We start from the raw sequence: 22,329 nt of genomic DNA, 5'->3' as shown, positions 1-22,329 counted from the left end.
TGGGCCGGCGGGAGCGGGCGCAAGCGCTGGGCGCCGCTGGCTCAGGAGGTGGGGCCGCGCCCGTTGGTGCCCGTCGGGGGCCGACTGTGCGACCGACTGCGCTACCGCCCCGCCGATGGCCGCCCTGACCGACGGGACGATGAGGAAATCAGTACCGCGACGGCGCCGAATCGGGGACCATGGATTCATGAGCGCCGCCACTTCCCTCCCGCCCTCCCTCAACGACATCGTCTTCCACGTCCTGGACCCGCTTGAGGCGGTCGAGCGGGACATCTTCCTCACGCGCGCTGAGGCCTGGTACCCCGACCTCCTCGACGGGCTCACCACCCTCTACGGCGACGCCGCCGAGGAGGAGGCCCTCAACCTGCTGGCCCTGGCCGCCCGGGCCTACGCGAAGCGCGACTACGAGCTGCGCCGCCTGGACCTGGCCCGCACCCTCGACCCCGCCTGGGCCCAGCACCCCGGCCGCGTCGGCTACGCCGCCTACACCGAGCGCTTCGCCGGCACCCTGCGCGGCGTGGAGGACCGCATCGACTACCTGCGCGAGCTGGGCGTCACCTACCTCCACCTCATGCCCCTGCTCACCCCGCGCCCCGGCGACTCCGACGGCGGCTACGCGGTGGCCGACTACCGCACCGTGCGCCCGGACCTGGGCACCATGGAGGACCTCGAGCACCTGGCCGGCGAGCTGCGCGCCGAGGGCATCTCCCTGGTGGTGGACCTCGTCCTCAACCACGTGGCCGCCGAGCACGAGTGGGCGGTGCGGGCCCGCGCCGGCGAGCAGCGCTACCGCGACTACTTCCTCATCTTCCCCGACCGCACCGAGCCCGACGCCTACGAGCGCACCCTGCCGGAGGTCTTCCCCGACTTCGCCCCCGGCAACTTCACCTGGGACGACGGCGTGGGCGGCTGGGTGTGGACCACCTTCAACTCCTTCCAGTGGGACCTCAACTGGCGCAACCCCCGCGTCATGGCCGAGTTCGCCGGCATCGTCCTGGACCTGGCCAACCGCGGCGTCGAGGTGCTGCGCCTGGACGCCATCGCCTTCACCATCAAGCGCAAGGGCACCGACTGCCAGGGCCAGCCCGAGGTCCACGCCATCACCGAGGTCCTGCGCGCCCTGACCCGCATCGCCTGCCCCGCCGTCGACCTCAAGGCCGAGGCGATCGTAGCCCCCACCGAGCTCCTCCAGTACCTCGGCCAGGGCAAGTACACCGGCAAGGTTTCCGACCTGGCCTACCACAACTCCCTCATGGTCCAGATCTGGTCCATGCTCGCCGCACGCGACACGACGCTGGCTGTCGAGGCCCTCCAGAACCTGCCAGTCGAGCCCTCCTCCGCCACCTGGATCACCTACCTGCGCTGCCATGACGACATCGGCTGGGCCATCGACGACGACGACGCGGCCGCCGTGGGCCTGTCCGGCTACGACCACCGGTCCTTCCTGGCCGACTGGTACAGCGGCGAGTACCCCACCTCCGACGCCGCGGGCCTCGTCTTCCAGCACAACCCGGCCACCGGGGACCGGCGCATTGCCGGGACGGCCGCCTCACTCATCGGGATCGAGGCCGCCGCCCAGGCCTGGGAGGGCGTCACCGACGAGACCCCCGAGCACGAGGCCGAAGCGCTGTGGACCTGGCGCGAGGAGCGGATCCACGCCCTGCGCATGGCCCACGCCATCGTCTACGGCTGGGGCGGCATCCCCGTCCTGTGGAGCGGGGACGAGCTCGCCCAGCCCAACGACCCCAACTGGGACACCGAGCCCGGCCACGAGGCCGACTCGCGCTGGGCCGGTCGCCCCCGCCTCGATAAGGCCCGGCTGGCCAACCGCCACGACCGCTCCACCGTCGAGGGGCGCGTCTTCACCGACCTGGCGCGGATGGCGCAGGTGCGTGCCGGCCTGCCCCAGCTCGACGCCGCCGTGCGCACCCAGGTCCAGGACGTCGACGACCCCGGGGTGCTGGTGACCTACCGCGACCACCCGCGCGGCAGCTTCGTGGGCGTGTACAACGTGACGCCGCAGTGGCGCTCGGTGGCCGCCGACCAGCTCGCCCGGCTCGGCGTCATGGGGGCCACCGACGTCCTGACCGACACGGTCCCCTTCGGCTCCACCACGCTGGACGGGGCGGGGGACGGCCGTGTGCCCGTGCCGCCCTACGCCGCCTGGTGGCTGGTACGCCCCACGGACTGACGGTCTGGGCTTTCATTAACCACGCCCGGAGCGACGAGCGGGCTGTTGTGTCACAAATGGCGACTTTTCGGTCGGCAGCTGTGCTCACAGGGTCGATGCTGAACGCATATGCGCAGGTGAGAAGCCTGCCGGTAGAGACCAGACGAACGACTTGTGTATGAAAAGTCGCCAATCGTGACACCGAAGGCCTATTCGGGGCTGAGATCGCAAAGCTTGGGGGCCGAGGTGGGCTGCCAGGGGGAGGTTGGGTCGGCCTCCTCGATGGCGGCCGCCGGCTTGGCCGAGGCCCTGGGCGGGACGCCCGCCCAGGTGGAGAACGCCGCCGAGATCGCCATGGAGCATAACTTGGGGCTCACCTGCGATCCGGTGGGCGGGCTGGTCCCGATCCCCTGCATCGAGCGCAACGCGGTGGCCGCGGTCAAGGCCATCAACGCCGCCCGCATGGCCCTGTGGGGTGAGGGTCGGCACGCCGTCAGCCTCGATACCGTCATTGAGACGATGCGCCAGACCGGCGAGGACATGCTCGCCAAGTACAAGGAGACCTCCCGCGGCGGCCTGGCCGTCACGTCGTGGAGTGCTGAATAAGTCGCTCTGCAGGAGATAGAGGCGACCATAGGGGCAGTGGTGAGCGCCGAGTCGTCGAGGTCGTACCTTATGCCTCGCGTTCGTACCCTTAACCCCCGAACGCAAGGCCTACCCTACGAACGCGACGGCGGCCTACGCTGTGTTGTCTCATGACATCTGAGACACTGAGGCTTATTCACAGCGTCCGCCGAAGGTGCTGTGACCTGCGCAGATGTCGGCGCCGGCTAGTCCTGTGAATAAGCCTCCTCGACCTATCGTGAACCGACGCGCTTCGGGGGCCGCAGCGTTGCGCTGCGGCCCCCCACCTTCAGTGTCCAGCCCAGGTCAGCTGCTCTGGGCGGTGCTGGACTGACTGCTGGACTGGCTGTTCTGGTTGCTCTGGCTGCCGGACTGCTGGCCGTTGGACTGCTGCCCGCTACCGGACTGCTGGCCCTGCCCGCCACCGGGCTGACCGCCCTGACCGCCCTGGCCTCCCTGACCACCACCCATGGGACCGCCCGTCCCGGCCGACAGCGCCGAGGCCGTCCCCGTCGCCGAGCCGCCCGACGACGTCGCCACCGTGTACTGCTGGCCCTCGGTGAGCCCCAGCACCGTGATCGCCTCGGCCGTGAAGTCCACCTTGAGCGAGGCCACCTGCGAGCCGGAAGCATCCGTGACGGTGAGCGTGTCCCCCGCGCTCACCGACGGCGAGCCCGTCAGCCCCACGAGCTGGCTCTCGCCGTTGGCGTCCACCGAGCCGTCCATCGCGCCGGCCTGACCCGAAATCACCACGATCCCGCCCTTGACGTAGGCCGAGCCGTTGGAGTCGATACCGTCGGAGGAGGCGTAGGAGACCTCCACCTCGCCGCCGCTGATCGTCAGCACCGAGCCGTCGTCGGACTCGGAGTCGGCGTTCTCATGCCCCTCAATGACGTGGTCGCCGTTGGAGGCGTTGATGCCGTCGTCGCCGGCCGCGATGGACAGCTCCCCTCCAGACACGTTGATGAACGCCGCCTGCAGCCCCTCATCGGCCGCGTTGACGGTGACCTTCCCGGAGTCCTGCGTGTAGCTCACCCCGGCGTTGATGCCCTTGGGTGAGGGCGTCGAGGATTCCGTCGTCGACTCCTGCCCGGGCGGGGCCTGCTCCTCAACGGTGGCGTTCGCCTGGCCGCCGCCGGCCGTGATCGTCAGGGTCGTGTCCTTGACGGTGACGTCCGTGGTCGCCGAGATCGCGTCGTCGGTGGAGGTCAGCGTGACGCTCGCCTTGCCCAGGGAGACGAAGCCCTTCGTCTCATCGTCGCCCTCACTGGACTTCAGGGCGTCGTCGCCGGCCTCCACCGTCAGCGTCCCGGACTCGACCACCAGGTAGTCCTTGCCGCGCAGGCCGTCGTCGGCGGCCTTGACCTTGATGGTGGTGCTGCCGGTGATGATGAGGCCGTTCTTGGAGGAGATGCCGTCCTTGTAGGAGCCGGTCACGTCCAGCTGGCCGGTCCCGGTGACGGTGAAGGTGTCGGAGGAGAACAGGGCCGCGGTGGCCTCCTGCCCCGAGGCGTAGCTCGCACCGTCGGTCAGCGTGTTCTTGGAGTCCTTGGCCAGGACCACGATCGCGTTGCCGGCGTCCTGGATGTCGATGGCCGGCCCGTCCGAGCTCGTGATGCTCGCGCCGCTGAGGACCAGGCGCACGTCCGCCTTGGGGGCGTTGACGACGATCCGCCCGTTGCTGAGCTCGCCGCTGATGACGTAGGTGCCACCGCCGCTGATGGTGACGGTGCCCCCATCGACCTTCACGTTGCTCGACGCCGACCCGCTGGCCGAGGCCGACGACCCCGACAGCGTGATCGTGGTGGCCGACGACGTGTCCGGGGTCCCGGCGTCGTCCGCGGAGCTCGAGGCGTCCTGCACCGAGGCGTTCGCCCCCAGGATGTCGGAGACGCTCGCGCCGGTCGACGCCTTGGCGACCGACGAGGAGATCGTCGTCCACGTCGTGCCCGACTCACTCGAGCCCGAGGCGCTGGCGTTGCCGGAGGCCGAGGAGGTCGAGCAGCCGGCCGCCAAGGCGATCGTGGCCAGGAGCGCGACGGCTCCGGTCGCCCGGCGGCGGAGTCGGTGGAGGGGCTTGGTCATCATCGTCTTGGTGGTTTTCATGGTGTCTGGGCCTCTTCTTCTCGGGTTCTTCTCGGGTCCGGTGTCGGATCGTGGGTGGTCTGGGTGCGGTGCTCAGGCGGCGCTCGCGGTGGCGCGCGTGGCGCCGATGCTCTCCAGGCTGGAGCGGTCGGTGCCGAACAGGTCGGCGAGCTCGTGGGTCAGGGTCCGGTACCACCGGTTGGCGGGCAGCTCGGGGTGGAGCAGTGCCATGCCGGTGGCGTACTTCGAGATGCGGGTGGGGCGGTGGCCGGCGTCCCACAGGGCGCGGTCCGCAGGTGAGGGTGTGGCCGGGTTCTTCGTCTCGACGACGGCGACACCCGCTACCGCCACCGGCTCGCCGTCGTCGATGGCCGCGGTCAGGTGGGCCGGGCGCAGGGCCTGCGGGGCCCCGGCGCCGACGGCGGTCCTCTCGCGTGCCACCGGCGTCAGGCGCCGCCAGGTCAGGGCCGTGTCGATGGTGGCCCGGGCCTCGGCCTCAGGCAGGTGCAGGGTGGTGCGCTCATAGGTGGTGGCCAGCACCGGCCGCAGCGCGGCGGCGACCTGCTGGGCCGCGGCCGGGCCGGTGACCCCCGTGCTCGCCAGGCAGGCGGCCACGAAGGCGCGCCCCGAACCGGTGAGGCGGGAGGCGTCGTCGGGGTGGTAGCCCATGCGCCGCTTGACGGTGGTGCCGCGTGCGCCACGGGTCTTGACCTCCAGGAAGCACAGGCCGGAGTCCAGGTAGGTGCGGGTGCGCACCTTGAAGCGCCGACGCCGCTTGCGAGCCGCGAGCATGAAGGCCTCCAGCCCCGGGGTGTCGAAGTAGGTCGAGGCGTAGGAGAAGCGGCGCCTCCCGTCGATGTCCAGGACCCGGGCGTCGGAGGTGAGGCCGTCCACGAGGCTCTGCGCGCGCTCCAGCGGCACCAGGTACTTGCGGTCCACCCGGGTCAGCAGGCCGGCGGCGCCGTTGAGCTCGGCGAGACTGGTGGAGGCCAGGTGGTCGGCGCTCAGGGGGGCCGACGTCGGAGCCTGAGGCGCCACGGAGGAGGCTGCCGGGGAGGGGCTCGCGGTCGTCATCGAGATCCTTGTCGAGATCGTCGTCGAGGTCATCATCGGGGTCCTTGTCTGTCCTGGCCTGTCCTGTCGGGCTCGTTCGGGCCAGCGGTCAGCGCGAGGCCACGGCCGTGGGTGAGGCCGCCTGGCTGCTGGAGCGAGTGACGTACTGGGCGGCCGGCGCCATGGTGAGGGGCTGGGCCTGGACGGCCTGGGGGCGGGCGCCGGTCTGCGCGGCGTTCAGGCGCGTGCCGTTCCAGGACTGGGCGGTCTGCGCCTCGCGGGCGGCGGCGCCGACCGGCTCGGTGGCCGACTGCGGGGCGGGGACGGCGTCGTCGAAGGCCGGGGCGGTCTCGAGCTCGGCGGGGGTGTGACGCGGCACCCGGAAGCGGACGTCGACGGTGGTGGTGTCGTTGACCAGGTCGAGACGCTGGACCTCCACCGAGCGGACCTGCCCGCCCAGGGTGTGCTCCAGGTGGGCGATGAGAGCGGTCTCGTTGGTGATGGCGTGGTCGAGGACGATCACCTGGTGACGGTTGCGGTGCATGAGCGCGGGGTGGTCGCCGATCCACAGGGCGGCGACGACGGTGCCCATGAGGGCCGCCACCATCCCGATGGGCGCGGTCTGGATCCCGCCGAGCAGGCCCAGGGCCAGGGCCGCGAAGAAGTAGGCGACCTCGTGCTGGGCCAGCTCGGTGGAGCGCAGGCGGATGATGGACAGGACGCCGAAGAGCCCCAGGCCCAGGCCGGCCGCGACGCTCGCCGTCGACAGCAGCAGGGTGACGGCCAGGACGCCCACGTTGACGCCGATATAGGCGGCCATGAGGTCCTTGCGCGAGTGGCGTGGGGCGTAGAGGGCCCCGACCAGGACGGTGAGGGCGGTCAGGTCGGCGGCGATGTAGGTCAGGGTGGTCAGGCTCATCGGGAGGCTCCTGTCGGGTCTTTTTCGGACCGGTGACGGGGCCTGACCGCGGGGTAGGCAGCAGGGGTGCGCCCTCAGCGCGCCGCGGCGTTGTGCGGCTCCGTCCGTTGAGAAACAGTCAACGGGCGCATTCCATGAGCGCGCTGTGAACAGGGCATGGGGGAGGCATGACTTACCGCGCCGCGGCATGAGGCGGCCAGCAGCGCCTCCGCAGGCGGGTGGGGCCCGTAACCTTCGGAGGCGCTGGTAAGAGGTGAGGTGGAGGCGTGACGGCGCTGCTCAGGCCGCGAGCTGGCGCGACTGGACCTGACGCCAGTAGCGCCCCAGGTTCCGCTTGATGGTGCGGTTCCACCGGTTAGTGGGCAGTTTCCCGTGCAACAGGGCCATGCCGGTGGCGTACTTCGAGATGCGGGCCGGCCGGTGCCCCTGGTGCCACAGGAGGCGGTCCGTGGGGGAGGCCGTGGAGGGGTTCTTCGTCTCGACGACGTTGAGGTGGCCCACGGAGACACCCCGTTCGAGGCGCTTGCCGTCAGGGCCGAACAGGTCCCAGGTGAGCTGGGTGTCGAAGGTGGCGCGGGCCTCGTCGTGGGGCAGGTGCAGGGTGGTGCGGCTGTAGGTGGAGTCCATGACCGGGACGAGGGCATCGGCGATCGTGCGCGCCTCGTCGGGGGTGCAGGTGCCGGACTCCACGAGGCGCTCGATGACGAACAGGTGACCGTCGGGCGTGATGCGGTCGGCGTCGTCGGGGTCGTACTTGAAGCGGTCCTTGACCGTGGCCTCGCGCGACCCGTTGGTCTTGACCTCCAGGAAGCACAGGCCGGAGTCCAGGTAGGTGCGGGTGCGGATCTTGTAACGCCGACGGCGCTTGCGGGCCGCCAGGAAGTAGGCGTCCAGGCCCGGGGTGTCGAAGTAGGTCGAGGCGTAGCGGAAGTGGCGCAGGCCGTCGATCTGGAGGACCCGGGCCCGCGGGGCCAGGTGGCTGATGACGTGCTGGGTGTCACCCGGGGGCACTAGGTACTTGCGGTCCATGCGAGTCAGGAGACTTGCCTCGGAGTTGAGCTCGGTGAGGGTGATCGTGTTGATGCCGTCGGTGTTCAGCACGGTGCAGTCCTTTCCGGGATCGGCAGTGGCGAGGTGGGGCCGGTGCTGCCGGGCAGCAGCGGTGGCGGTGGTGGGGGGAGGAGGTGGCCGCGTGACGGGCGCACGGTGGGTGCACTGGATGTGCTGGGTGCGCGGCGTTGACGCGGTGGCGCCGCAGGTGAGGCGGGCCGGCTGGGTCAGTTGTAGCGGGGCTGCACCATGGACGGAGGGTTGCCCACCTGAGCGTGCTGCTGGGAGGCGTGCTGCCGGCGGTGGCCGGTGATCCAGTCGTACCGGGGTGGGGCGGTGGCTGCTCTCGCGGCGCTGTCGGCCACGGGGGCCTCGGGCCAGAGTTGCTGGCTGGCGGGCTGAGCCTGAGTGGCGGCCTGAACGAGGGCCTGAGGCGGAGCCTCCCGGACCAGGTGGGGACCCTGCGCCACCTTCTCTTGCTGCACCTGGGTGGCCGGTTGCTGAGCGGGCCTGGCTGCGCGGGAGCGAGGACGCAGCCGGTAGTGGACCTCGACGATGGTGGTGTCATTGACCAGGTCCAGGCTCTTGAGGTCAACGCTGCGCACCTGGGCGCCGAGCAGGTCCTCGAGCTCGGTGATGAGCTCGTTCTCGTCGCTGATGGCCCGGTCAAGGGTGACGACCTGGTTGCGGTTGCGGCGCAAGAGCGCCGGGTGGTCGCCCACCCACAGGGAGGCGAGGATGAGGAGCATGAGGATGGCGACGATGATGAGGTGGCTGATGTGCTTGCCCTTGATGCCACCGAGCAGGCCCAGGGCCAGGGCCGCGAAGAAGTAGGCCACCTCTCCCTGGGCGAGGGAGGAGGAGCGCAGGCGGATGATGGACAGGACGCCGAAGAGTCCCAGGCCCAGGCCGGCTCCGACGCTGTCGCTCGTTGACAGCAGCAGGGTGACGGCCAGGACGCCGACGTTGACGCCGATGTAGGCGGCCACGAGGTCGCGGCGGCCGTGACGTGGAATGTAGAGGGCTCCGACCAGGAGCGCGATGGCCACCAGGTCGGCACCGATATAGGCCAGTGTCAGTGGTAGATCGTGCAACACCTGCTGCATGAGGATGTCCTTGGGGGAGGCGGGTCGAGAACCGTATTATTACGGTAACATAACAATATGTCCACCTATATAAATCATGCTAGGGCGTCGGTCTCGTGCTCGGTGTGAGGCTGCATACCCTGGACGGCCTCCTTGCCTCCCACGACGTCTCCCGGCTTCGTGTTGTAGGTGTGAGGTGCTGGTCGGAGCAATCGCCTTCAGCTGCTTCCGGTCTCGACTGCTTGCTGGGTGTTCGCTGGATGTGACGACACGCCGAACGGGCGTGTCTGAAGGGGTGAATTCTGCGTCTCCGTCCCCAGGGCTGGGGGTAGAGCGCCGACAGCGACCGGCCCTGCCTGTGGCTAAGGCTCGCGAATAGATGTCGTACCCGTGTAGGACCATCGTTGTGCGGATTGCGGGGATGGGGTCGAGGGCCTCTGGCGGGGTGCCCACGGACTGTCTCCACCAGCCGTCCACAGTGAGGTCAGGGTTTTCCACAGAGGGGAGGGGTGGTGTGCACAGGGCCACGTTAGACACAGCATCTTGGGGTGATGGACCCGGATCACCCCAAGGGGTAGTGTCTTGCTCTGCGGGGCCATTTTGGCCTCCCGTGAATGACAAGCGTGTGGTGCCGCCGGCGCAGTCCCTGTCCGGGGACGGGCCGCAGTCACCGCCACCCGATCCTGAGGAAGAGACGGACATGGCGATCACCATCTACAGCAAGCCCAACTGCGTCCAGTGCACGGCCACCTACCGTGCCATGGACAAGGCCGGCCTGTCCTACGAGACGGTGGACATCTCCTTGGACGCCCAGGCCCTCGAGCAGGTCAAGTCCCTGGGGTACGCCCAGGCTCCCGTCGTCGTCGCCGGAGAGGACCACTGGTCCGGTTTCCGTCCGGACAAGATCAAGACCCTTGCCCTGGCCGTCGAGTCCGTCGCGGTCTGAGGCCGCGGGGGCGCGCCGTGAGTAGCGGGCCTCTGCTGGTCTACTTCTCCTCCACCTCGGAGAACACGCACCGATTCGTGGGCAAGCTCGGCTTCCCGACGGCGCGTATCCCCCTGAGGCGCACGGATCTGCCGTTGACCGTGCACGAGGAGTACGTCCTGGTCGTCCCCACCTACGGTGGCGGCTCCGTCAAGGGGGCGGTGCCCAAGCAGGTCATCGCCTTCCTCAACAACCCGGACAATCGGGCGCTGTGCCGGGGCGTCATCGCCTCGGGCAACACCAACTTCGGCCAGGCCTACTGCCTGGCGGGTGACATCATCGCCAGCAAGCTGGGGGTGCCGTTCCTGTACCGCTACGAGCTGCTCGGCACCCCCACGGACGTTGCACGCGTCAAAGAAGGATTGGAAGACTTTTGGCAGACACGCTGACGGACACCGGCTCAGAGACCGTGTCCTCCCCGGAGCTGGACTACCACGCGCTCAACGCGAAGCTGAACCTCTACGACGCGCAGGGCAGGATCCAGTTCGACGCCGACCATGAGGCGGCCCGGCAGTACTTCCTCCAGCACGTCAACCAGAACACGGTCTTCTTCCACGACCTGGAGGAGAAGCTCAAGTACCTGGTTGAGGAGGGCTACTACGAGGGCCACATCCTGGACAAGTACTCCCCGGAGTTCGTCAAGTCCGCCTTCAAGGCCGCCTACGCCCACAAGTTTCGCTTCGAGACCTTCCTGGGCGCCTTCAAGTACTACACGTCCTACACGCTCAAGACCTTCGACGGGAAGCGCTACCTGGAGCGCTTCGAGGACCGCGTCACCATGGTGGCCCTCACCCTGGCCGACGGCGATGAGCAGCTGGCCCTCGACCTCGTCGACGAGATGATGTCCGGCCGCTTCCAGCCGGCCACCCCCACCTTCCTCAACGAGGGCAAGGCCCAGCGCGGGGAGCCCGTGTCCTGTTTCCTGGTGCGCATCGAGGACAACATGGAGTCGATCGCCCGCGGCATCAACTCCGCCCTCCAGCTGTCCAAGCGCGGCGGGGGAGTGGCCCTCCTGCTGAGCAACCTGCGGGAGATGGGCGCCCCCATCAAGCGCATCGAGAACCAGTCCAGCGGCGTCATCCCCGTCATGAAGCTGCTGGAGGACTCCTTCTCCTACGCCAACCAGCTCGGGGCCCGTCAGGGTGCGGGGGCGGTCTACCTGCACGCCCACCACCCCGACATCATGCGCTTCCTGGACACCAAGCGTGAGAACGCCGACGAGAAGATCCGCATCAAGACCCTCTCGCTGGGCGTCGTCATCCCGGACATCACCTTCGAGCTGGCCCGCAACAACGAGGACATGTACCTCTTCAGCCCCTACGACGTCGAGCGCGTCTACGGCATGCCCTTCGCGGACATCAACGTCACCGAGAAGTACCGCGAGATGGTGGACGACGGGCGCATCAAGAAGAAGAAGATCAACGCCCGCACCTTCTTCCAGACCCTGGCCGAGATCCAGTTCGAGTCCGGCTACCCGTACGTCATGTTCGAGGACACGGTCAACAAGGCCAACCCCATCAAGGGCAAGGTCGTCATGTCCAACCTGTGCTCCGAGATCCTTCAGGTCTCCGAGCCCAGCGAGCTCAACGAGGACCTCACCTACGCCCACGTGGGCAAGGACATCTCCTGCAACCTGGGCAGCCTCAACATCGCCAAGACGATGGACTCCCCGGACTTCGCCCGCACAATCCGCACCGCCGTGCGCGGCCTGACCGCCGTCAGCGACCAGACCCACCTGCCCAGCGTGCCCTCGATCGACCGGGGCAACCACGAGTCGCACGCCATCGGCCTGGGGCAGATGAACCTCCACGGCTTCCTGGCGCGTGAGCGCATCCACTACGGCTCCGAGGAGGGCCTGGACTTCACCAACGTCTACTTCGCCAGCGTCCTGTTCGCCGCCCTGACGGCGTCGAACGAGATGGCCGTGGAGCGTGGGGAGAGCTTCGTGGGCTTCGAGGACTCGACCTATGCCAGCGGCGAGTTCTTCGAGAAGTACGTGACCCAGGACTTCGTGCCGGTCACCGAGCGCGTCAAGGAGATCTTCGCGGCCTCCAGCGTGCACGTGCCCACACGTGAGGACTGGGCCGAGCTGGCCGAGAAGGTCAAAAAGGGCGGCCTGTACAACCGCAACCTGCAGGCCGTGCCGCCCACCGGCTCGATCTCCTACATCAACAACTCCACCTCCTCGATCCACCCGATCGTGGCCAAGGTGGAGATCCGCAAGGAGGGCAAGATCGGCCGCGTCTACTACCCGGCGCCCTTCATGACGAATGACAACCTCGAGTACTACCGGGACGCCTACGAGATCGGCCCGGAGAAGATCATCGACACCTACGCCGTGGCCACCCAGCACGTGGACCAGGGGCTGAGCCTCACCCTGTTCTTCCCGGACACGGCCACCACCCGCGACGTCAACCGCGCCCAGATCTACGCCTGGCGCAAGGGCATCAAGACCCTCTACTACATCCGCCTGCGTCAGGCCGCCCTGACCGGCACCGAGGTCGAGGGCTGCGTCTCCTGCATGCTGTGAGCCGGAGTTGGTGGGCCTCTTTAAGGAAGTGGAAAGGATCTTGAGTGGGCCGCGTTGCCTACGGGGATGAGAGTGTTCGCCGCTCTGGTGTCTCTGAGTCGGTGTATTTTCTAGGCACATATATTGCAGATGAAGATCAATCCGATCTTGCTGATGCGCTCTCTGTGTATGTGCGTCAAGGTGGAAAACTACATTGGAGAGATCATACACCTCGCACGAAGCGAGCGGTCTGTGAGACTATCAGTGAGCATAATGCAAACTATCTTGTCGTTGCAGCCTCTCCTATTCCCGAGGGGAAGGGTGAGGAGCGTGCTAGGCAGCAGGCGTTGCACTGTTTAAGTGTGATGCTTGAAGGGGATTTTGGTGTGGATTCACTTATCCTCGAAAGAAGGCAGCAAACTCAGGATGAAAAGGACAAGAGGACGATTGCCTTAGCTCAGCGTAATAAGGTGTTGACGTCGGGATTTCGTTTGACTCACAGGTTTGGTCATGAAGATAAGCACCTATGGGTTCCTGATCAGGTGATCGGAGCGCTGGGCGATCATTGGGCCGGCTCAGATGCTGGCGATAACTGGAGCATGATCGCTGACCGTGTGTGGGTTGAGCGTATTGATCCCCGTAGGTAGCGCGAACGCCGGGCCCACATGACGACACGGGTGCACCGGCGCTTACTTCCTCTCCGCGCCGTAACGCGGCGGCACACCAACTGTACGTCAGACTTGTAGGTATTGCCAGCAGCTGCGGCCATTGCTGGCAATAGCGGCATAGGTCACACGTTTCCACCCCTTCTTGCAGCGCCATTAGCCGGCTGCAGCCGAGGACTCCTCGGCTCGACGGCGCAGCTCGCGCACGGTGGCATGCGGATCCTCGCCGGCCGGGAACCCGCGCAGGCGCCAGTACATGGCCAGCAGGGAACCGGTGATCGTGTGCCAGAAGGTCGCCACCGCGCAGGGTGCGGCCACCGCCGCGCTCAGGTACTGCAGGGCGAGCGTTGAGCCGAGCCCCGCGTTCTGCAGGCCCACCTCAATACCGATCGTGCGCCGGTCGGCCCGCGAGACCCCGAAGGCTCGTGCCGCGGCGTAGCCCAGGGCGTAACCGGTCGCATTCTCCAAAGCGATCGCGGCGAACATGAGCGGCCCCGCGGCGGCGATGAGCGGCTGGCTCTTGGAGGCCACGGCCGCCACCACCGCGGCGATCGCCACGACTGAGACCCAGGGCATCGCCGGCTGGATCCGCGCCACCTGCCGGTGGAAGAAGACGTTGCAGGCCAGGCCCGTCCCCACCGGAAGCAGCACGATCTGCACGATCGACAGTGCCATCGACCCGGCCGGCACCTGCATGTAGGTTCCGGCCAGCCACAGGGTCAGCAGCGGGGTGACGATGGGGGCGAGCATCGTGGAGAAGGCAGTCATCGACACCGAAAGGGCCGTGTTGCCCTTGGCCAGGTAGCTGACCACGTTCGACGTCGTCCCCCCGGGCACGCAGCCGATGAGGATGATGCCGACCTTGAGCTCGGGGGACAGCGGCAGCAGGTTCGCTACGCTCCAGCCCACCAGCGGCATGATCGCGTACTGGCTGAGCACGCCCAGAATGACCGGCTTCGGGTGACGGGCGATCATCGTGAAGTCCGGGATGGACAGGGTCATCCCCATCCCCAGCATCGTGACGGCCAGCAACGGTGTCATGTAACCGGCCAGCGGCACGAAGGTGGAGGGTGAGAAGAAGGCGGCGAGGAAGGCGCCGAACATGATGAGCGGGAAGACCGTCACCGCGATGCGGGCGCTGCGGTCCTGCCTCTTCTCGGAGGCCGCGTCGGCGGAAGCCTCGACGTCGGGGGCCGCGCCCGTGGACTCCTTGGAGCGCGGTGCGGTGTCGGTGTCGGTGGGGGCTGTCATGGGATGCCTCGGATCATTGGTGGAGCATCAGCGGGGATACGCCCGGCGACAATAGTCCGAGGAGTGATACGTCGCCGTCTCAGTCCATCGTACGGACACGCTTCAGGTTCCGAGGCCCGAGGCGTTATTCGAGCTCGTCGTCAGTGTCAACGTCGTCGGAGTCGGGCTCGTCCTCGGGCTCACGCCATACCTCGTCGCAGCGGTGGACGCTCGTGGCGATGAGGCGCGCGTTGGGCAGGTCCACGGTGCGCACCCAGTGGCCGGCTGCCAACGGGTTCTTGCCGAAGTCCTCGTGCCGGTTGATGAGTCGCAGCACGAGCACCTCCTCGGGCACGTCAATGTGGATGAGCAGGTCGATCCGCTCGCGCGCCGCGCCCCAACCGCGCGTCTCGAGCGCGAGATAGTTGCCCTCGGTGACGACGACGCCGGTCCCGCTCACGATGCTCCCGGCTGCCACGGACTCGTGGAGGTCCCGCCGGTACACCGGGACGAGGACCCGTGGGGCGCCGTCGGCCCGCACCCGGTCCAGGGTCGTCAGGTAACCCTCGACGTCGAAGGTGTCGGGCGCGCCCTTGCGGTTGCCGCGCCCCAGCTCGTCCAGGACGGCGTTGGACAGGTGGAAGCCGTCCATAGCAACCAGCCCGGCGAAGATGCCCGCCGCTTTCAGCTCGGTCTCCAGCTGCGCAGCAATCGTTGATTTTCCCGAACCGGGAGCTCCCACAAGCCCGACGACGAGGCGCGCGGGTGCGTCGTCGGCCGCCAACCGCTGCCTGAGCTGGTCGACGAGGCTGCTGACAAGGGTGGGGGTTTCGCCCACCCGAACCGTTGGGCTCATGGAACTATTATCTCAGTCAACTAAGTGGCTGAGGCCTGGAGGCGGTATCTGTATCCATTGTGATGCTTTGCCGTTCCTCGTCTTCATGGGATCGGGCTCTCTCAGGAAAAAGACAGCAGCACCTCTCTCCTGACGATGTCGACGGCGGAAGTTGACGGGAGTTGAAGCCAGCTGAGGCAAGGCCGGGACCTCAGGTGGGCATCAGCGTCTGCGGGGTCCAGGTCCTGCAGGACTCGGCGGATGGTCGTTTCCGACGGCAGGGCCTGGCCCGCCGCTAGTCCCCGGGGCCGTAGGTTGGCGGCGGTCAGGTCGGTGGCGTGCTCCCGTGCCGCCGTCGGGCTGCGCCAGCCCGCGAGCGCTCCGGTCATGGCCAGGGACAGGACTGGGACGAAACGGCTATTGTGATGGCGGGCACGGTCGTAGTCTGAGGGAGTCCGCCATGCCGCGCGGCACGAAGTGGGTGCCGTACGCGACTCTTCCGACGTCAGGAAACACACCATGGCAGAGTCCTCTCAGTCGTCACCGTCCTCTTCCTCCCTGCCGCCGGCCACCTCCTCACCCGCCTCGACCTCGGAGGAGGCCGGCTCGACCGTCAGCCGCATCAACGCTCGCATCATCGGCATCTGCGTGGCTGCCGCCCTGGGCGGGTTCCTCTTCGGCTTTGACACGGCCGTCATCAATGGCGCCGTCGACGCCCTCTCTGACCAGTTCGCTCTCAGCGATGCGCTCAAGGGCTTTTCCGTCTCCTCGGCGCTCATTGGCTGCACGGTCGGCGCCTGGTTCGCCGGGCCGGTTTCCAACCGGATGGGGCGGGTGCCGGTCATGCTCATCGCCGCTGTCATGTTCCTGGCCTCCGCGCTCGGATCGGGACTGGCCTTCGGCGTCATCGACTTCATCGTGTGGCGTGTGGTGGGCGGCCTAGGAGTGGGGGCGGCCTCCGTCATCGCCCCGGCCTACATTGCCGAGGTCTCTCCGGCGAGCGTGCGCGGCCGTCTGGGCTCCCTCCAGCAGCTGGCGATCGTCGTCGGCATCTTCTCCTCCCTGCTGGCCGACGCCTGGTTCTCCGGTCAGGCCGGCGGGGCCGCCAAGGAGCTGTGGCTGGGGATGGAGGCCTGGCGGTGGATGTTCATTGCCGAGGGGGTGCCGGCCCTCGTCTACGGGCTTTTCGCCTTCCGGCTGCCGGAGTCCCCACGCTTCCTGGTGGCGCGCGGCGACTACGACAAGGCCTCCCAGGTGCTCTACGACTTCACCGGAATTATCAACGTCAACCTCAAGATCGAGGAGATCCGCTCCACCATTGACTCTGAGAAGCGCGAGTCCCTGTCCGACCTGCGCGGCTCAGCGCTGGGGCTCAAGCCGATCGTGTGGGTAGGTATTCTGCTGTCCGTCTTCCAGCAGTTCGTGGGCATCAACGTCATCTTCTACTACTCGACGACGCTGTGGCGCACTGTGGGCTTCCAGGAGTCCGACGCCCTGACCATCACGGTCATCACGTCGGTCACCAACATCGTGGTGACGATCCTGGCGATCCTCCTGGTGGACAAGGTGGGGCGCAGGCCCATGCTGCTGGCCGGCTCGTTCTTCATGACGATCTCGCTGGGGCTCATGGCGCTGGCCTTCTCCTTCGCCAACGTCAGTGGTGGTGAGGTGACCCTGGAGGCGCCGTGGTCGCCGATCGCGCTGGTGGCGGCGAACCTGTTCGTCGTGGCTTTCGGGGCGACCTGGGGGCCGCTCGTGTGGGTGCTGCTGGGCGAGATGTTCCCCAACCGGATCCGTGCTGGGGCGCTGGCGGTGGCGGCTGCGGCCCAGTGGGTGGCGAACTTCTTCATCTCCACCACGTTCCCGACCTTCTCCAGCATCAGCCTGACCTTCGCCTACGGCTTCTACGCAGTCTTTGCGCTGCTGTCCCTCATCTTCGTCTTCTTGCGGGTGCCCGAGACCAAGGGCAAGGAGCTCGAGGAGATGGAGGACCTGGCGGTCTGAGGCGAGCTGGAACCTACGCAGCCAGGCTCGTGATCGTCACCTTTCGCTTGAGGCTGTGCCCCCAGGCGTAGTCGCCGGTGCGATGCTGTGCCTGTCCCAGCACGATGCTGGGGGCGATCCCTAGCTCCTTGGCAAGTGCTTTCACCTCGTCGAGGTTGCGATGACGGGGGAGCCTGTCCTCGTAGTCCTCCGGAACGAGGAAGTGGGAGGCGTAGGCGTCGGCCTCCTTTTCAAGGGCGTCATGGTCATTGTTGAGGTAGAGGCCATTCGACTCATGGAGAAGGACGTGAGCGATCTCGTGGAAGAGCGTGAACCAGAGCTGGTCGTCGCAGTCCCACAGGTCTGAGAGCTGGATGAGGGGGTGCCCTTGGATCCAGCGGGTGGCACCGTGGGTGCCGAGCCCCGGCACCGCTGGAACTAGTGTGAGTGCCACTCCGCAGTTGCGCAGAAGAGCCTGGGCTCTCTGAATGGCCTGCACGGGATCCTCGACTGTGAGGGAGCGGAGCTCGGGAAGGGCTGCTTCCAGCTTGTCACGATCGTAGGCGGGGAAGTCTCCTAGGGTGCAGCTTCGCGTCCGCAGCCTGGCGAGCCAGAGCCGCCTGGTACCCGGTCTCATGGAGGTTCCAGATGCGGGCAGGGACACCGGTGGTGTTCTCCAGCCTGAGCGCCATGTCGTGGCTGAGTGGGGCTTTGCCTCGGAGCAGCTCGCTGATGTGCTTTCGGCTCACATCAAGTCGGCGGGCAAGCTCAGCGGCATTGATGCCTTCCTCTTCCATCCACTCCTCGATGAAGTCCCCGGTAGGCACGACGTAGTCGGGGTGTGCGGTGTACGTGGCCATGCCTGCCTTCCTTTCAGGTGCTTCGGTGGTCTAGTGGTAGTCGACGATCTCGATGACGCAGGCGACGACAGGAGTGCCGCCTTCATCGGTGACGATGAGTCGCCAGTTGGTAGTGATCCGGGCTTGGTTGATTGTCGGGGCTTGGACCTGCGTAAGCCTGTCATACCTCGATGGGCACGGCGGTGACGGGGACGCTGAGCTGTGTCGCGATCGGAGTGTAGAGATCGGCTCCCTGTGCGGAGGTGCTCAGCGAGACCAGGAGTGCGTACCGGACGGGTAAGTCACGGCGGTCGCGTCGATTGTTGTTCTTCCACCAGCCACCGACGGGGTAGACGGCGATATGGTCGCATGCTGCGAGTTCTGCGCCGGTGCCCTGCCACTCGTCCTGGTGGAGTGAACCGTAGTGTCGTGCCCGCGTGCCGAGTAGCCAGTGATTCGAGTGGCTATCTGTGGACGAGTAGGCCTCGTCCTCTTCTTCCTGAGCCTGTCGATTCACTCGCGCGAGGAAACGCTTCACGTTGATGTCGGTCGGGGCTTTGAGGTCGAAGCGGAGACCGTAAGAGGCATACGTGTACTTCCCCTTCCAGCCGCGCCGTGTGGCGGAAGGCTCGATGAAGTAGGACAGCGTGATGCGTAGGCGCACGTCGGCTTCGCCAAGTGACTGAAGGACCTCGCGAGGCCAGGGCAGGGAGTGAAGTCGAAGCTCCCGCATCGCATACGTCTCATCGAAAGGGTGGAACTCGTCTTGAACCACCATGGTGACTGCACGGTGAGATGACGTGAGGACCGCTTCCTCCGTCGGTACTCCCCACCCGTAGCGACGCAAGAGCCGTGCGCGTTTGCTTTTCTTCTTGCCGCACGCATTCAAATGTTCTTGCATTGGCCTTGTCCACCTGGCCTCATGAACCAGAAGAGCCCGTACGGTCTCTGGCCAGTAGGAGGGGTAACGGCTCATGGTGAGTGCTGCTAGCCGGGCGGCTTGCGCGGTAGCGGCGCTCGTCGCATTGGCCGATGTCAGGTCCACATCGTTCCTGATACCGGTGGACCTGAGAGAAAGAAGAGGGTGCTTGGGTTCTGCAAAACCCTGCCTGTCCAAAAGAACATTGCCGCCCTCCAGGCATATCTCTGGCTTGATGGGCCATGGTTTGTCGCCAAATAGTAAAGAAGTCCGACTGTGGGGGGAGAGTTCTCCGGCGGGTGCTACCAGAGAGTAACTATGAAAGCTCGGGTCGCTCGGAACCTGATCGAGTTGAGTAAAAGCACCAACCGTTAGTGCATTCCATGACTGTCCGGGATCTCGGATTGGGGACATGTCTGAGTTGTCTAGGTGATTAATCTTGTAGGAGTTCGCGTCCACGTTCGCCGCAGAGACGATAATGAGACGTTTTGCATCGGGGTCTGGTTTCGAGATGAGAGAAAATCCGTCACTGTGAACTTGAATATCTGTGCCTACGGCGAGGGCATCTACCGTTGCCGACCAGAGTGTCGGCCGGCCGGGGTTGGTGTCAGACTTTGTGCTGACAGGCATGCAGAAGGTGCGTCGACGAGAGGACCCAGCCTCCGGAATGGAAATCGCATGAATGGTGGCGCTGGCATAGTCGCGCTGCTGAGCTCTTGCAGGAGTGGGGAAGATTTCTACAGACTCTAGGCGATGCTTTAATCTGATTGTTTTTGTTCCTAGAAGAAGATCATCCAGGTGCTCACCGTAGAGCGCAATTCCTGCCATTGATGTGCCATGGCCATGACGATCATGACCGGTTGAAGCTGTGAAGATCGAGTGCTGGTCGCTGCTTGCCAAGGATCCCTCGAGGAGGGTGTGCGTTCGGAAGACTCCGGAGTCGAGGTGGCACACAACTGGAGCCCCCACTTCCGCTGGAATAACCCTTGTGGAGAAATCAAGAACATATTCGAATCGCTCACTGTCGGAGAGGTCCTCGATAGTGTCAATGAACGAGGGTGTGCGAATCTCAGTGAAAGGCAGGTCTGTTACAACAAGTGTCTCAAGTTGTTGTCGTGTGGCTCGGATGTGCACGATCAGCGAGTCTCCAATTCGTAACTGTCGATCAGAGATCTCGAGACTAAATGACTTTATAATGCGCTCGAGCAGGCCGGGGCGCTCTCGGCGCTGGTCAAGCCACAGCTCCCACCAGATCGCTCCTCCGTAAGGAGGATTGCCTTCTGATGTCCACAGGTCATTGAGATAAGTTTCCCGAATGTGAGAAATATTGGCAATCAACGCATTGTTTTTAGGTTGATTTTTTTCGTCACTGGTGACGAGATAGTCCTCAAAAAGCTTAAAAAACTGATGTCGAAAATCGTCGGCAACCCATATATTGGCTCGTTCAGGAGAGTCCTCTGTGGCAGGGTGAACCGATAGAAGAAGCCACTTCGGTTTTCTTGATGTCTTACCCTTCCGCGTCAACTGTGTCAGAGAGTCAAGTTTCAGTTCGAAGTCGGCGCTGACGCCCTCAAGTGTTAGGTACGTCCCATTGGCTTGTAGTACCGGATCAAGATCCTGGGAGTCCCGGGCTTCCTGTTCTTTCGTAAATACGGCATCAATCTCTTCGATGAGACGCTTGCCGTGAGTCTGGCGATCTACAGGTCTGATAGCAGTCGTTCCCATGCCGCGTGCGGTCCGTGGCCTGGACCCAACATAGCCATTGACGTACAGGTGATCGAGGCGGGGCGACTCGGACATGACCTACCCCAGGCTGGCGGAGCGGCGTGCGGCAAGTGCCAGCTCAAGATCTGCTCGCGTCACCACAGCATCTCCTCTCATGAGCGCAGCCTTGGCGGCTGACTCGGCTGCCTTGACGATATCCGCATGACTGAGTCCCTCTGTGCGCGAGGACAGCCCGGTGAATGAAACGCCCTTGGCAAGTGACCCCAGGCGCTTGCGGATGACTGACTGAGCTTGCCTGCCACTCGGCAGCGAGTAGGTGAGGACGGCGTCGAAGCGACGGAAGAGTGCGCGATCCAGGATGGAGCGATGGTTTGTGGCCGCGACCACGATCGACTCCGGGCTCGCTTCCTCCAGGAACACCAGGAATGAGTTGAGGATGCGTCGCGCTTCGCCGACGTCGTTGCCGCTTCTGTCCCCGCCTAGGGCGTCGAACTCGTCGAAGAGATAGACCGCGCGGTGAGTTGCGACCTCGTCAAACACTGTCCGCAGCTTGGAGGCAGTCTCGCCCATGAACTTGCTGAGCAGGCTGTCCAGACGCACGGTGTACATCGGAAGTGAGAGCTCGGAGGCGATGACGGAGGCGGTCATGGTCTTGCCGGTACCAGGCGGGCCCTCGAGAAGAAGGCGATGCATGGGGGTGAAGCCATGCTCGATCAGAACGGAGCGCTGCCGCTGCTCTTGGATGACCTGCGTGATCTGCTCGCCAAGCTCGGGCGAGATGACGAGGTCGCGCAGCCGTACCTGTGGCTGAGAGATCTCAACCAGACCGGCGATGTCTCCCTCGGGGCGCGGAAGTGTGGCTACCGTCGCAAGGGGTGAGCGTGCTCGTCGACGAGAGGAGTCGACAGCCTTCTTGATGTCAGAGGCGAGTCGGTGGTGCCCCTGGCGGGCTTCTCGAGCGGCGACCTGCAGGGCGACGGAGTAGAAGGCGTCCTCGTCGCCGGAGGCGTGACTACGAACCATGGCTGTGATGTGTGCACCGTGACCTGCCACAGATGGCCTCCCTTCCGTGTTCGCCTGAGCTGTCACCGTCATCGTACGGCACGCCAGTGACACATTCCCCGATGCCGCGCTGGGATCGCTCTCACGTCCACCGTCGGTTTGCGCTTACTGCGGACGAAGCGGCTTTCACGCTGCATCGACTTGCCTGGCGCAGAGATGCGTCCAGGTGGGTCTATGTGATTGCTGGGGTCAGTCGACCGGAAGAATAGGGTAGTTCTATTTCGTAGTGCTTGATCGCATCTATCGGGCTCTCGTGCAACTGCCCCACGGCGTTTCGTAACCAGTGTACTCCGTGTGCGTCAGTGAAGGCGATCTCTACGCCAGGGCGGGCGCTCATCCCTCGCCATCTCTTCGGGGCGACAAGCTGTCATTCACCTGGTGGAAGCGTGGTGAGGATTCTTCGATATTCCGCTGGATAATGGCTCCCATTCTGTTCGTTGATGACGAAGATTGCAACACAGTGATACACAGGAGGGAAGGATTGATTGCTGATGCATATAATGTTCTTCTTTTATATGCCCCGACTTCTGGTCGGTCGGAATCCAGGCAGTGATGCGCACCGCTTGCTTCCGTTTCTCGTCTTCACTTCTT

The 22,329-nt window shown here is 65.6% G+C and carries 17 protein-coding genes and 1 pseudogene; 7 read left to right on the top strand and 11 right to left on the bottom strand.

Annotated elements, in window-relative coordinates; all coding sequences use genetic code 11:
- Positions 1–187: 187 nt before the first annotated feature.
- Both RIV14_RS07995 and RIV14_RS07990 read left to right on the top strand, forming a co-directional pair.
- The gene (locus RIV14_RS07995) at positions 188–2,191 is read left to right on the top strand and encodes an alpha-amylase family protein (protein ID WP_075371976.1); all 2,004 of its coding nucleotides are present in this window, start codon (positions 188–190) and stop codon (positions 2,189–2,191) included.
- Positions 2,192–2,407: 216 nt separating this feature from the next.
- Positions 2,408–2,772, top strand: a pseudogene (locus RIV14_RS07990) (L-serine ammonia-lyase, iron-sulfur-dependent, subunit alpha); the annotation flags it as partial.
- A 328-nt stretch (positions 2,773–3,100) separates the two neighbouring features.
- Here RIV14_RS07990 and RIV14_RS07985 read toward each other — a convergent pair.
- The 5 genes from RIV14_RS07985 to RIV14_RS07965 form a co-directional block, all read right to left on the bottom strand.
- Complete coding sequence (locus tag RIV14_RS07985; protein WP_075371975.1) at positions 3,101–4,900, bottom strand: carbohydrate-binding domain-containing protein; 1,800 nt, start codon at positions 4,898–4,900, stop codon at positions 3,101–3,103.
- Between the two features lie 72 nt (positions 4,901–4,972).
- Positions 4,973–5,989: a polyphosphate polymerase domain-containing protein gene (locus RIV14_RS07980; protein WP_081381798.1), complete on the bottom strand. Its 1,017-nt coding sequence runs from the start codon at positions 5,987–5,989 to the stop codon at positions 4,973–4,975.
- 52 nt (positions 5,990–6,041) lie between these two features.
- The gene (locus tag RIV14_RS07975; protein ID WP_075371974.1) at positions 6,042–6,851 is read right to left on the bottom strand and encodes a DUF4956 domain-containing protein; all 810 of its coding nucleotides are present in this window, start codon (positions 6,849–6,851) and stop codon (positions 6,042–6,044) included.
- A 279-nt stretch (positions 6,852–7,130) separates the two neighbouring features.
- Positions 7,131–7,952 (bottom strand): polyphosphate polymerase domain-containing protein, encoded by an 822-nt coding sequence (locus tag RIV14_RS07970; RefSeq protein ID WP_075371973.1) that lies wholly within the window; start codon positions 7,950–7,952, stop codon positions 7,131–7,133.
- 176 nt (positions 7,953–8,128) lie between these two features.
- A complete protein-coding gene (locus tag RIV14_RS07965) occupies positions 8,129–9,007 on the bottom strand; it encodes a DUF4956 domain-containing protein (RefSeq protein WP_075371972.1) in 879 nt (292 codons plus the stop codon).
- A 679-nt stretch (positions 9,008–9,686) separates the two neighbouring features.
- On the opposite strand from RIV14_RS07965, the gene nrdH reads away from it, so the two are divergent.
- From nrdH to RIV14_RS07945, 4 genes are read left to right on the top strand one after another with little or no spacing between them, the layout of a single operon-like run.
- The gene (gene nrdH, locus RIV14_RS07960; RefSeq protein ID WP_003788409.1) at positions 9,687–9,932 is read left to right on the top strand and encodes a glutaredoxin-like protein NrdH; all 246 of its coding nucleotides are present in this window, start codon (positions 9,687–9,689) and stop codon (positions 9,930–9,932) included.
- Between the two features lie 17 nt (positions 9,933–9,949).
- Positions 9,950–10,360 (top strand): class Ib ribonucleoside-diphosphate reductase assembly flavoprotein NrdI, encoded by a 411-nt coding sequence (gene nrdI, locus RIV14_RS07955; RefSeq protein ID WP_075371971.1) that lies wholly within the window; start codon positions 9,950–9,952, stop codon positions 10,358–10,360.
- Entirely contained in the window at positions 10,345–12,501 is a 2,157-nt protein-coding gene (nrdE, locus tag RIV14_RS07950; RefSeq protein ID WP_070662658.1) for a class 1b ribonucleoside-diphosphate reductase subunit alpha, read from the top strand. The genes nrdI and nrdE overlap by 16 nt, the downstream gene beginning before the upstream one ends.
- A gap of 44 nt (positions 12,502–12,545) precedes the next feature.
- Positions 12,546–13,127, top strand: coding sequence for a hypothetical protein (locus RIV14_RS07945; RefSeq protein ID WP_143224184.1), 582 nt, complete (start codon positions 12,546–12,548; stop codon positions 13,125–13,127).
- A gap of 174 nt (positions 13,128–13,301) precedes the next feature.
- Here the strand turns inward: RIV14_RS07945 and RIV14_RS07940 are convergent, their stop codons facing one another.
- Both RIV14_RS07940 and RIV14_RS07935 read right to left on the bottom strand, forming a co-directional pair.
- The gene (locus RIV14_RS07940) at positions 13,302–14,396 is read right to left on the bottom strand and encodes a bile acid:sodium symporter family protein (RefSeq protein WP_075371970.1); all 1,095 of its coding nucleotides are present in this window, start codon (positions 14,394–14,396) and stop codon (positions 13,302–13,304) included.
- Between the two features lie 124 nt (positions 14,397–14,520).
- Positions 14,521–15,231 carry a nucleoside/nucleotide kinase family protein gene (locus tag RIV14_RS07935; protein WP_075371969.1) on the bottom strand — a complete coding sequence of 237 codons (711 nt, stop codon included), beginning with the start codon at positions 15,229–15,231 and terminating at the stop codon, positions 14,521–14,523.
- Between the two features lie 498 nt (positions 15,232–15,729).
- Between RIV14_RS07935 and RIV14_RS07930 the strand changes: the two genes are divergently transcribed.
- Positions 15,730–17,214, top strand: a complete 1,485-nt coding sequence (locus tag RIV14_RS07930; RefSeq protein WP_075371968.1) for a sugar porter family MFS transporter — start codon at positions 15,730–15,732, stop codon at positions 17,212–17,214.
- A gap of 13 nt (positions 17,215–17,227) precedes the next feature.
- Here RIV14_RS07930 and RIV14_RS07925 read toward each other — a convergent pair whose 3' ends face one another.
- The 4 genes from RIV14_RS07925 to RIV14_RS07910 form a co-directional block, all read right to left on the bottom strand.
- Positions 17,228–17,692, bottom strand: a complete 465-nt coding sequence (locus RIV14_RS07925; protein WP_256699098.1) for an ImmA/IrrE family metallo-endopeptidase — start codon at positions 17,690–17,692, stop codon at positions 17,228–17,230.
- 52 nt (positions 17,693–17,744) lie between these two features.
- A complete protein-coding gene (locus RIV14_RS07920) occupies positions 17,745–18,053 on the bottom strand; it encodes a HigA family addiction module antitoxin (RefSeq protein WP_256699096.1) in 309 nt (102 codons plus the stop codon).
- Between the two features lie 160 nt (positions 18,054–18,213).
- Entirely contained in the window at positions 18,214–20,751 is a 2,538-nt protein-coding gene (locus RIV14_RS07915) for a S8 family peptidase (RefSeq protein ID WP_075371967.1), read from the bottom strand.
- A gap of 3 nt (positions 20,752–20,754) precedes the next feature.
- Positions 20,755–21,699, bottom strand: a complete 945-nt coding sequence (locus RIV14_RS07910) for an AAA family ATPase (protein WP_218638383.1) — start codon at positions 21,697–21,699, stop codon at positions 20,755–20,757.
- Positions 21,700–22,329 lie beyond the last annotated feature (630 nt).

The sequence above is a fragment of the Actinomyces acetigenes genome, from assembly GCF_031296635.1.
GTDB lineage: Bacteria > Actinomycetota > Actinomycetes > Actinomycetales > Actinomycetaceae > Actinomyces > Actinomyces acetigenes.
This window is presented reverse-complemented; position numbering and strand designations above follow the sequence as displayed.

Excerpts from the sequence above, each read along its gene's own strand:
- RIV14_RS07995 (WP_075371976.1), top strand. The coding sequence starts at position 188 with ATGAGCGCCGCCACTTCCCTCCCGCCCTCCCTCAACGACATCGTCTTC.
- RIV14_RS07985 (WP_075371975.1), bottom strand. The coding sequence starts at position 4,900 with ATGAAAACCACCAAGACGATGATGACCAAGCCCCTCCACCGACTCCGC.
- RIV14_RS07980 (WP_081381798.1), bottom strand. The coding sequence starts at position 5,989 with ATGATGACCTCGACGACGATCTCGACAAGGATCTCGATGACGACCGCG.
- RIV14_RS07975 (WP_075371974.1), bottom strand. The coding sequence starts at position 6,851 with ATGAGCCTGACCACCCTGACCTACATCGCCGCCGACCTGACCGCCCTC.
- RIV14_RS07965 (WP_075371972.1), bottom strand. The coding sequence starts at position 9,007 with ATGCAGCAGGTGTTGCACGATCTACCACTGACACTGGCCTATATCGGT.
- nrdH (WP_003788409.1), top strand. The coding sequence starts at position 9,687 with ATGGCGATCACCATCTACAGCAAGCCCAACTGCGTCCAGTGCACGGCC.
- RIV14_RS07940 (WP_075371970.1), bottom strand. The coding sequence starts at position 14,396 with ATGACAGCCCCCACCGACACCGACACCGCACCGCGCTCCAAGGAGTCC.
- RIV14_RS07935 (WP_075371969.1), bottom strand. The coding sequence starts at position 15,231 with ATGAGCCCAACGGTTCGGGTGGGCGAAACCCCCACCCTTGTCAGCAGC.
- RIV14_RS07930 (WP_075371968.1), top strand. The coding sequence starts at position 15,730 with ATGGCAGAGTCCTCTCAGTCGTCACCGTCCTCTTCCTCCCTGCCGCCG.
- RIV14_RS07920 (WP_256699096.1), bottom strand. The coding sequence starts at position 18,053 with ATGGCCACGTACACCGCACACCCCGACTACGTCGTGCCTACCGGGGAC.
- RIV14_RS07915 (WP_075371967.1), bottom strand. The coding sequence starts at position 20,751 with ATGTCCGAGTCGCCCCGCCTCGATCACCTGTACGTCAATGGCTATGTT.
- RIV14_RS07910 (WP_218638383.1), bottom strand. The coding sequence starts at position 21,699 with ATGGTTCGTAGTCACGCCTCCGGCGACGAGGACGCCTTCTACTCCGTC.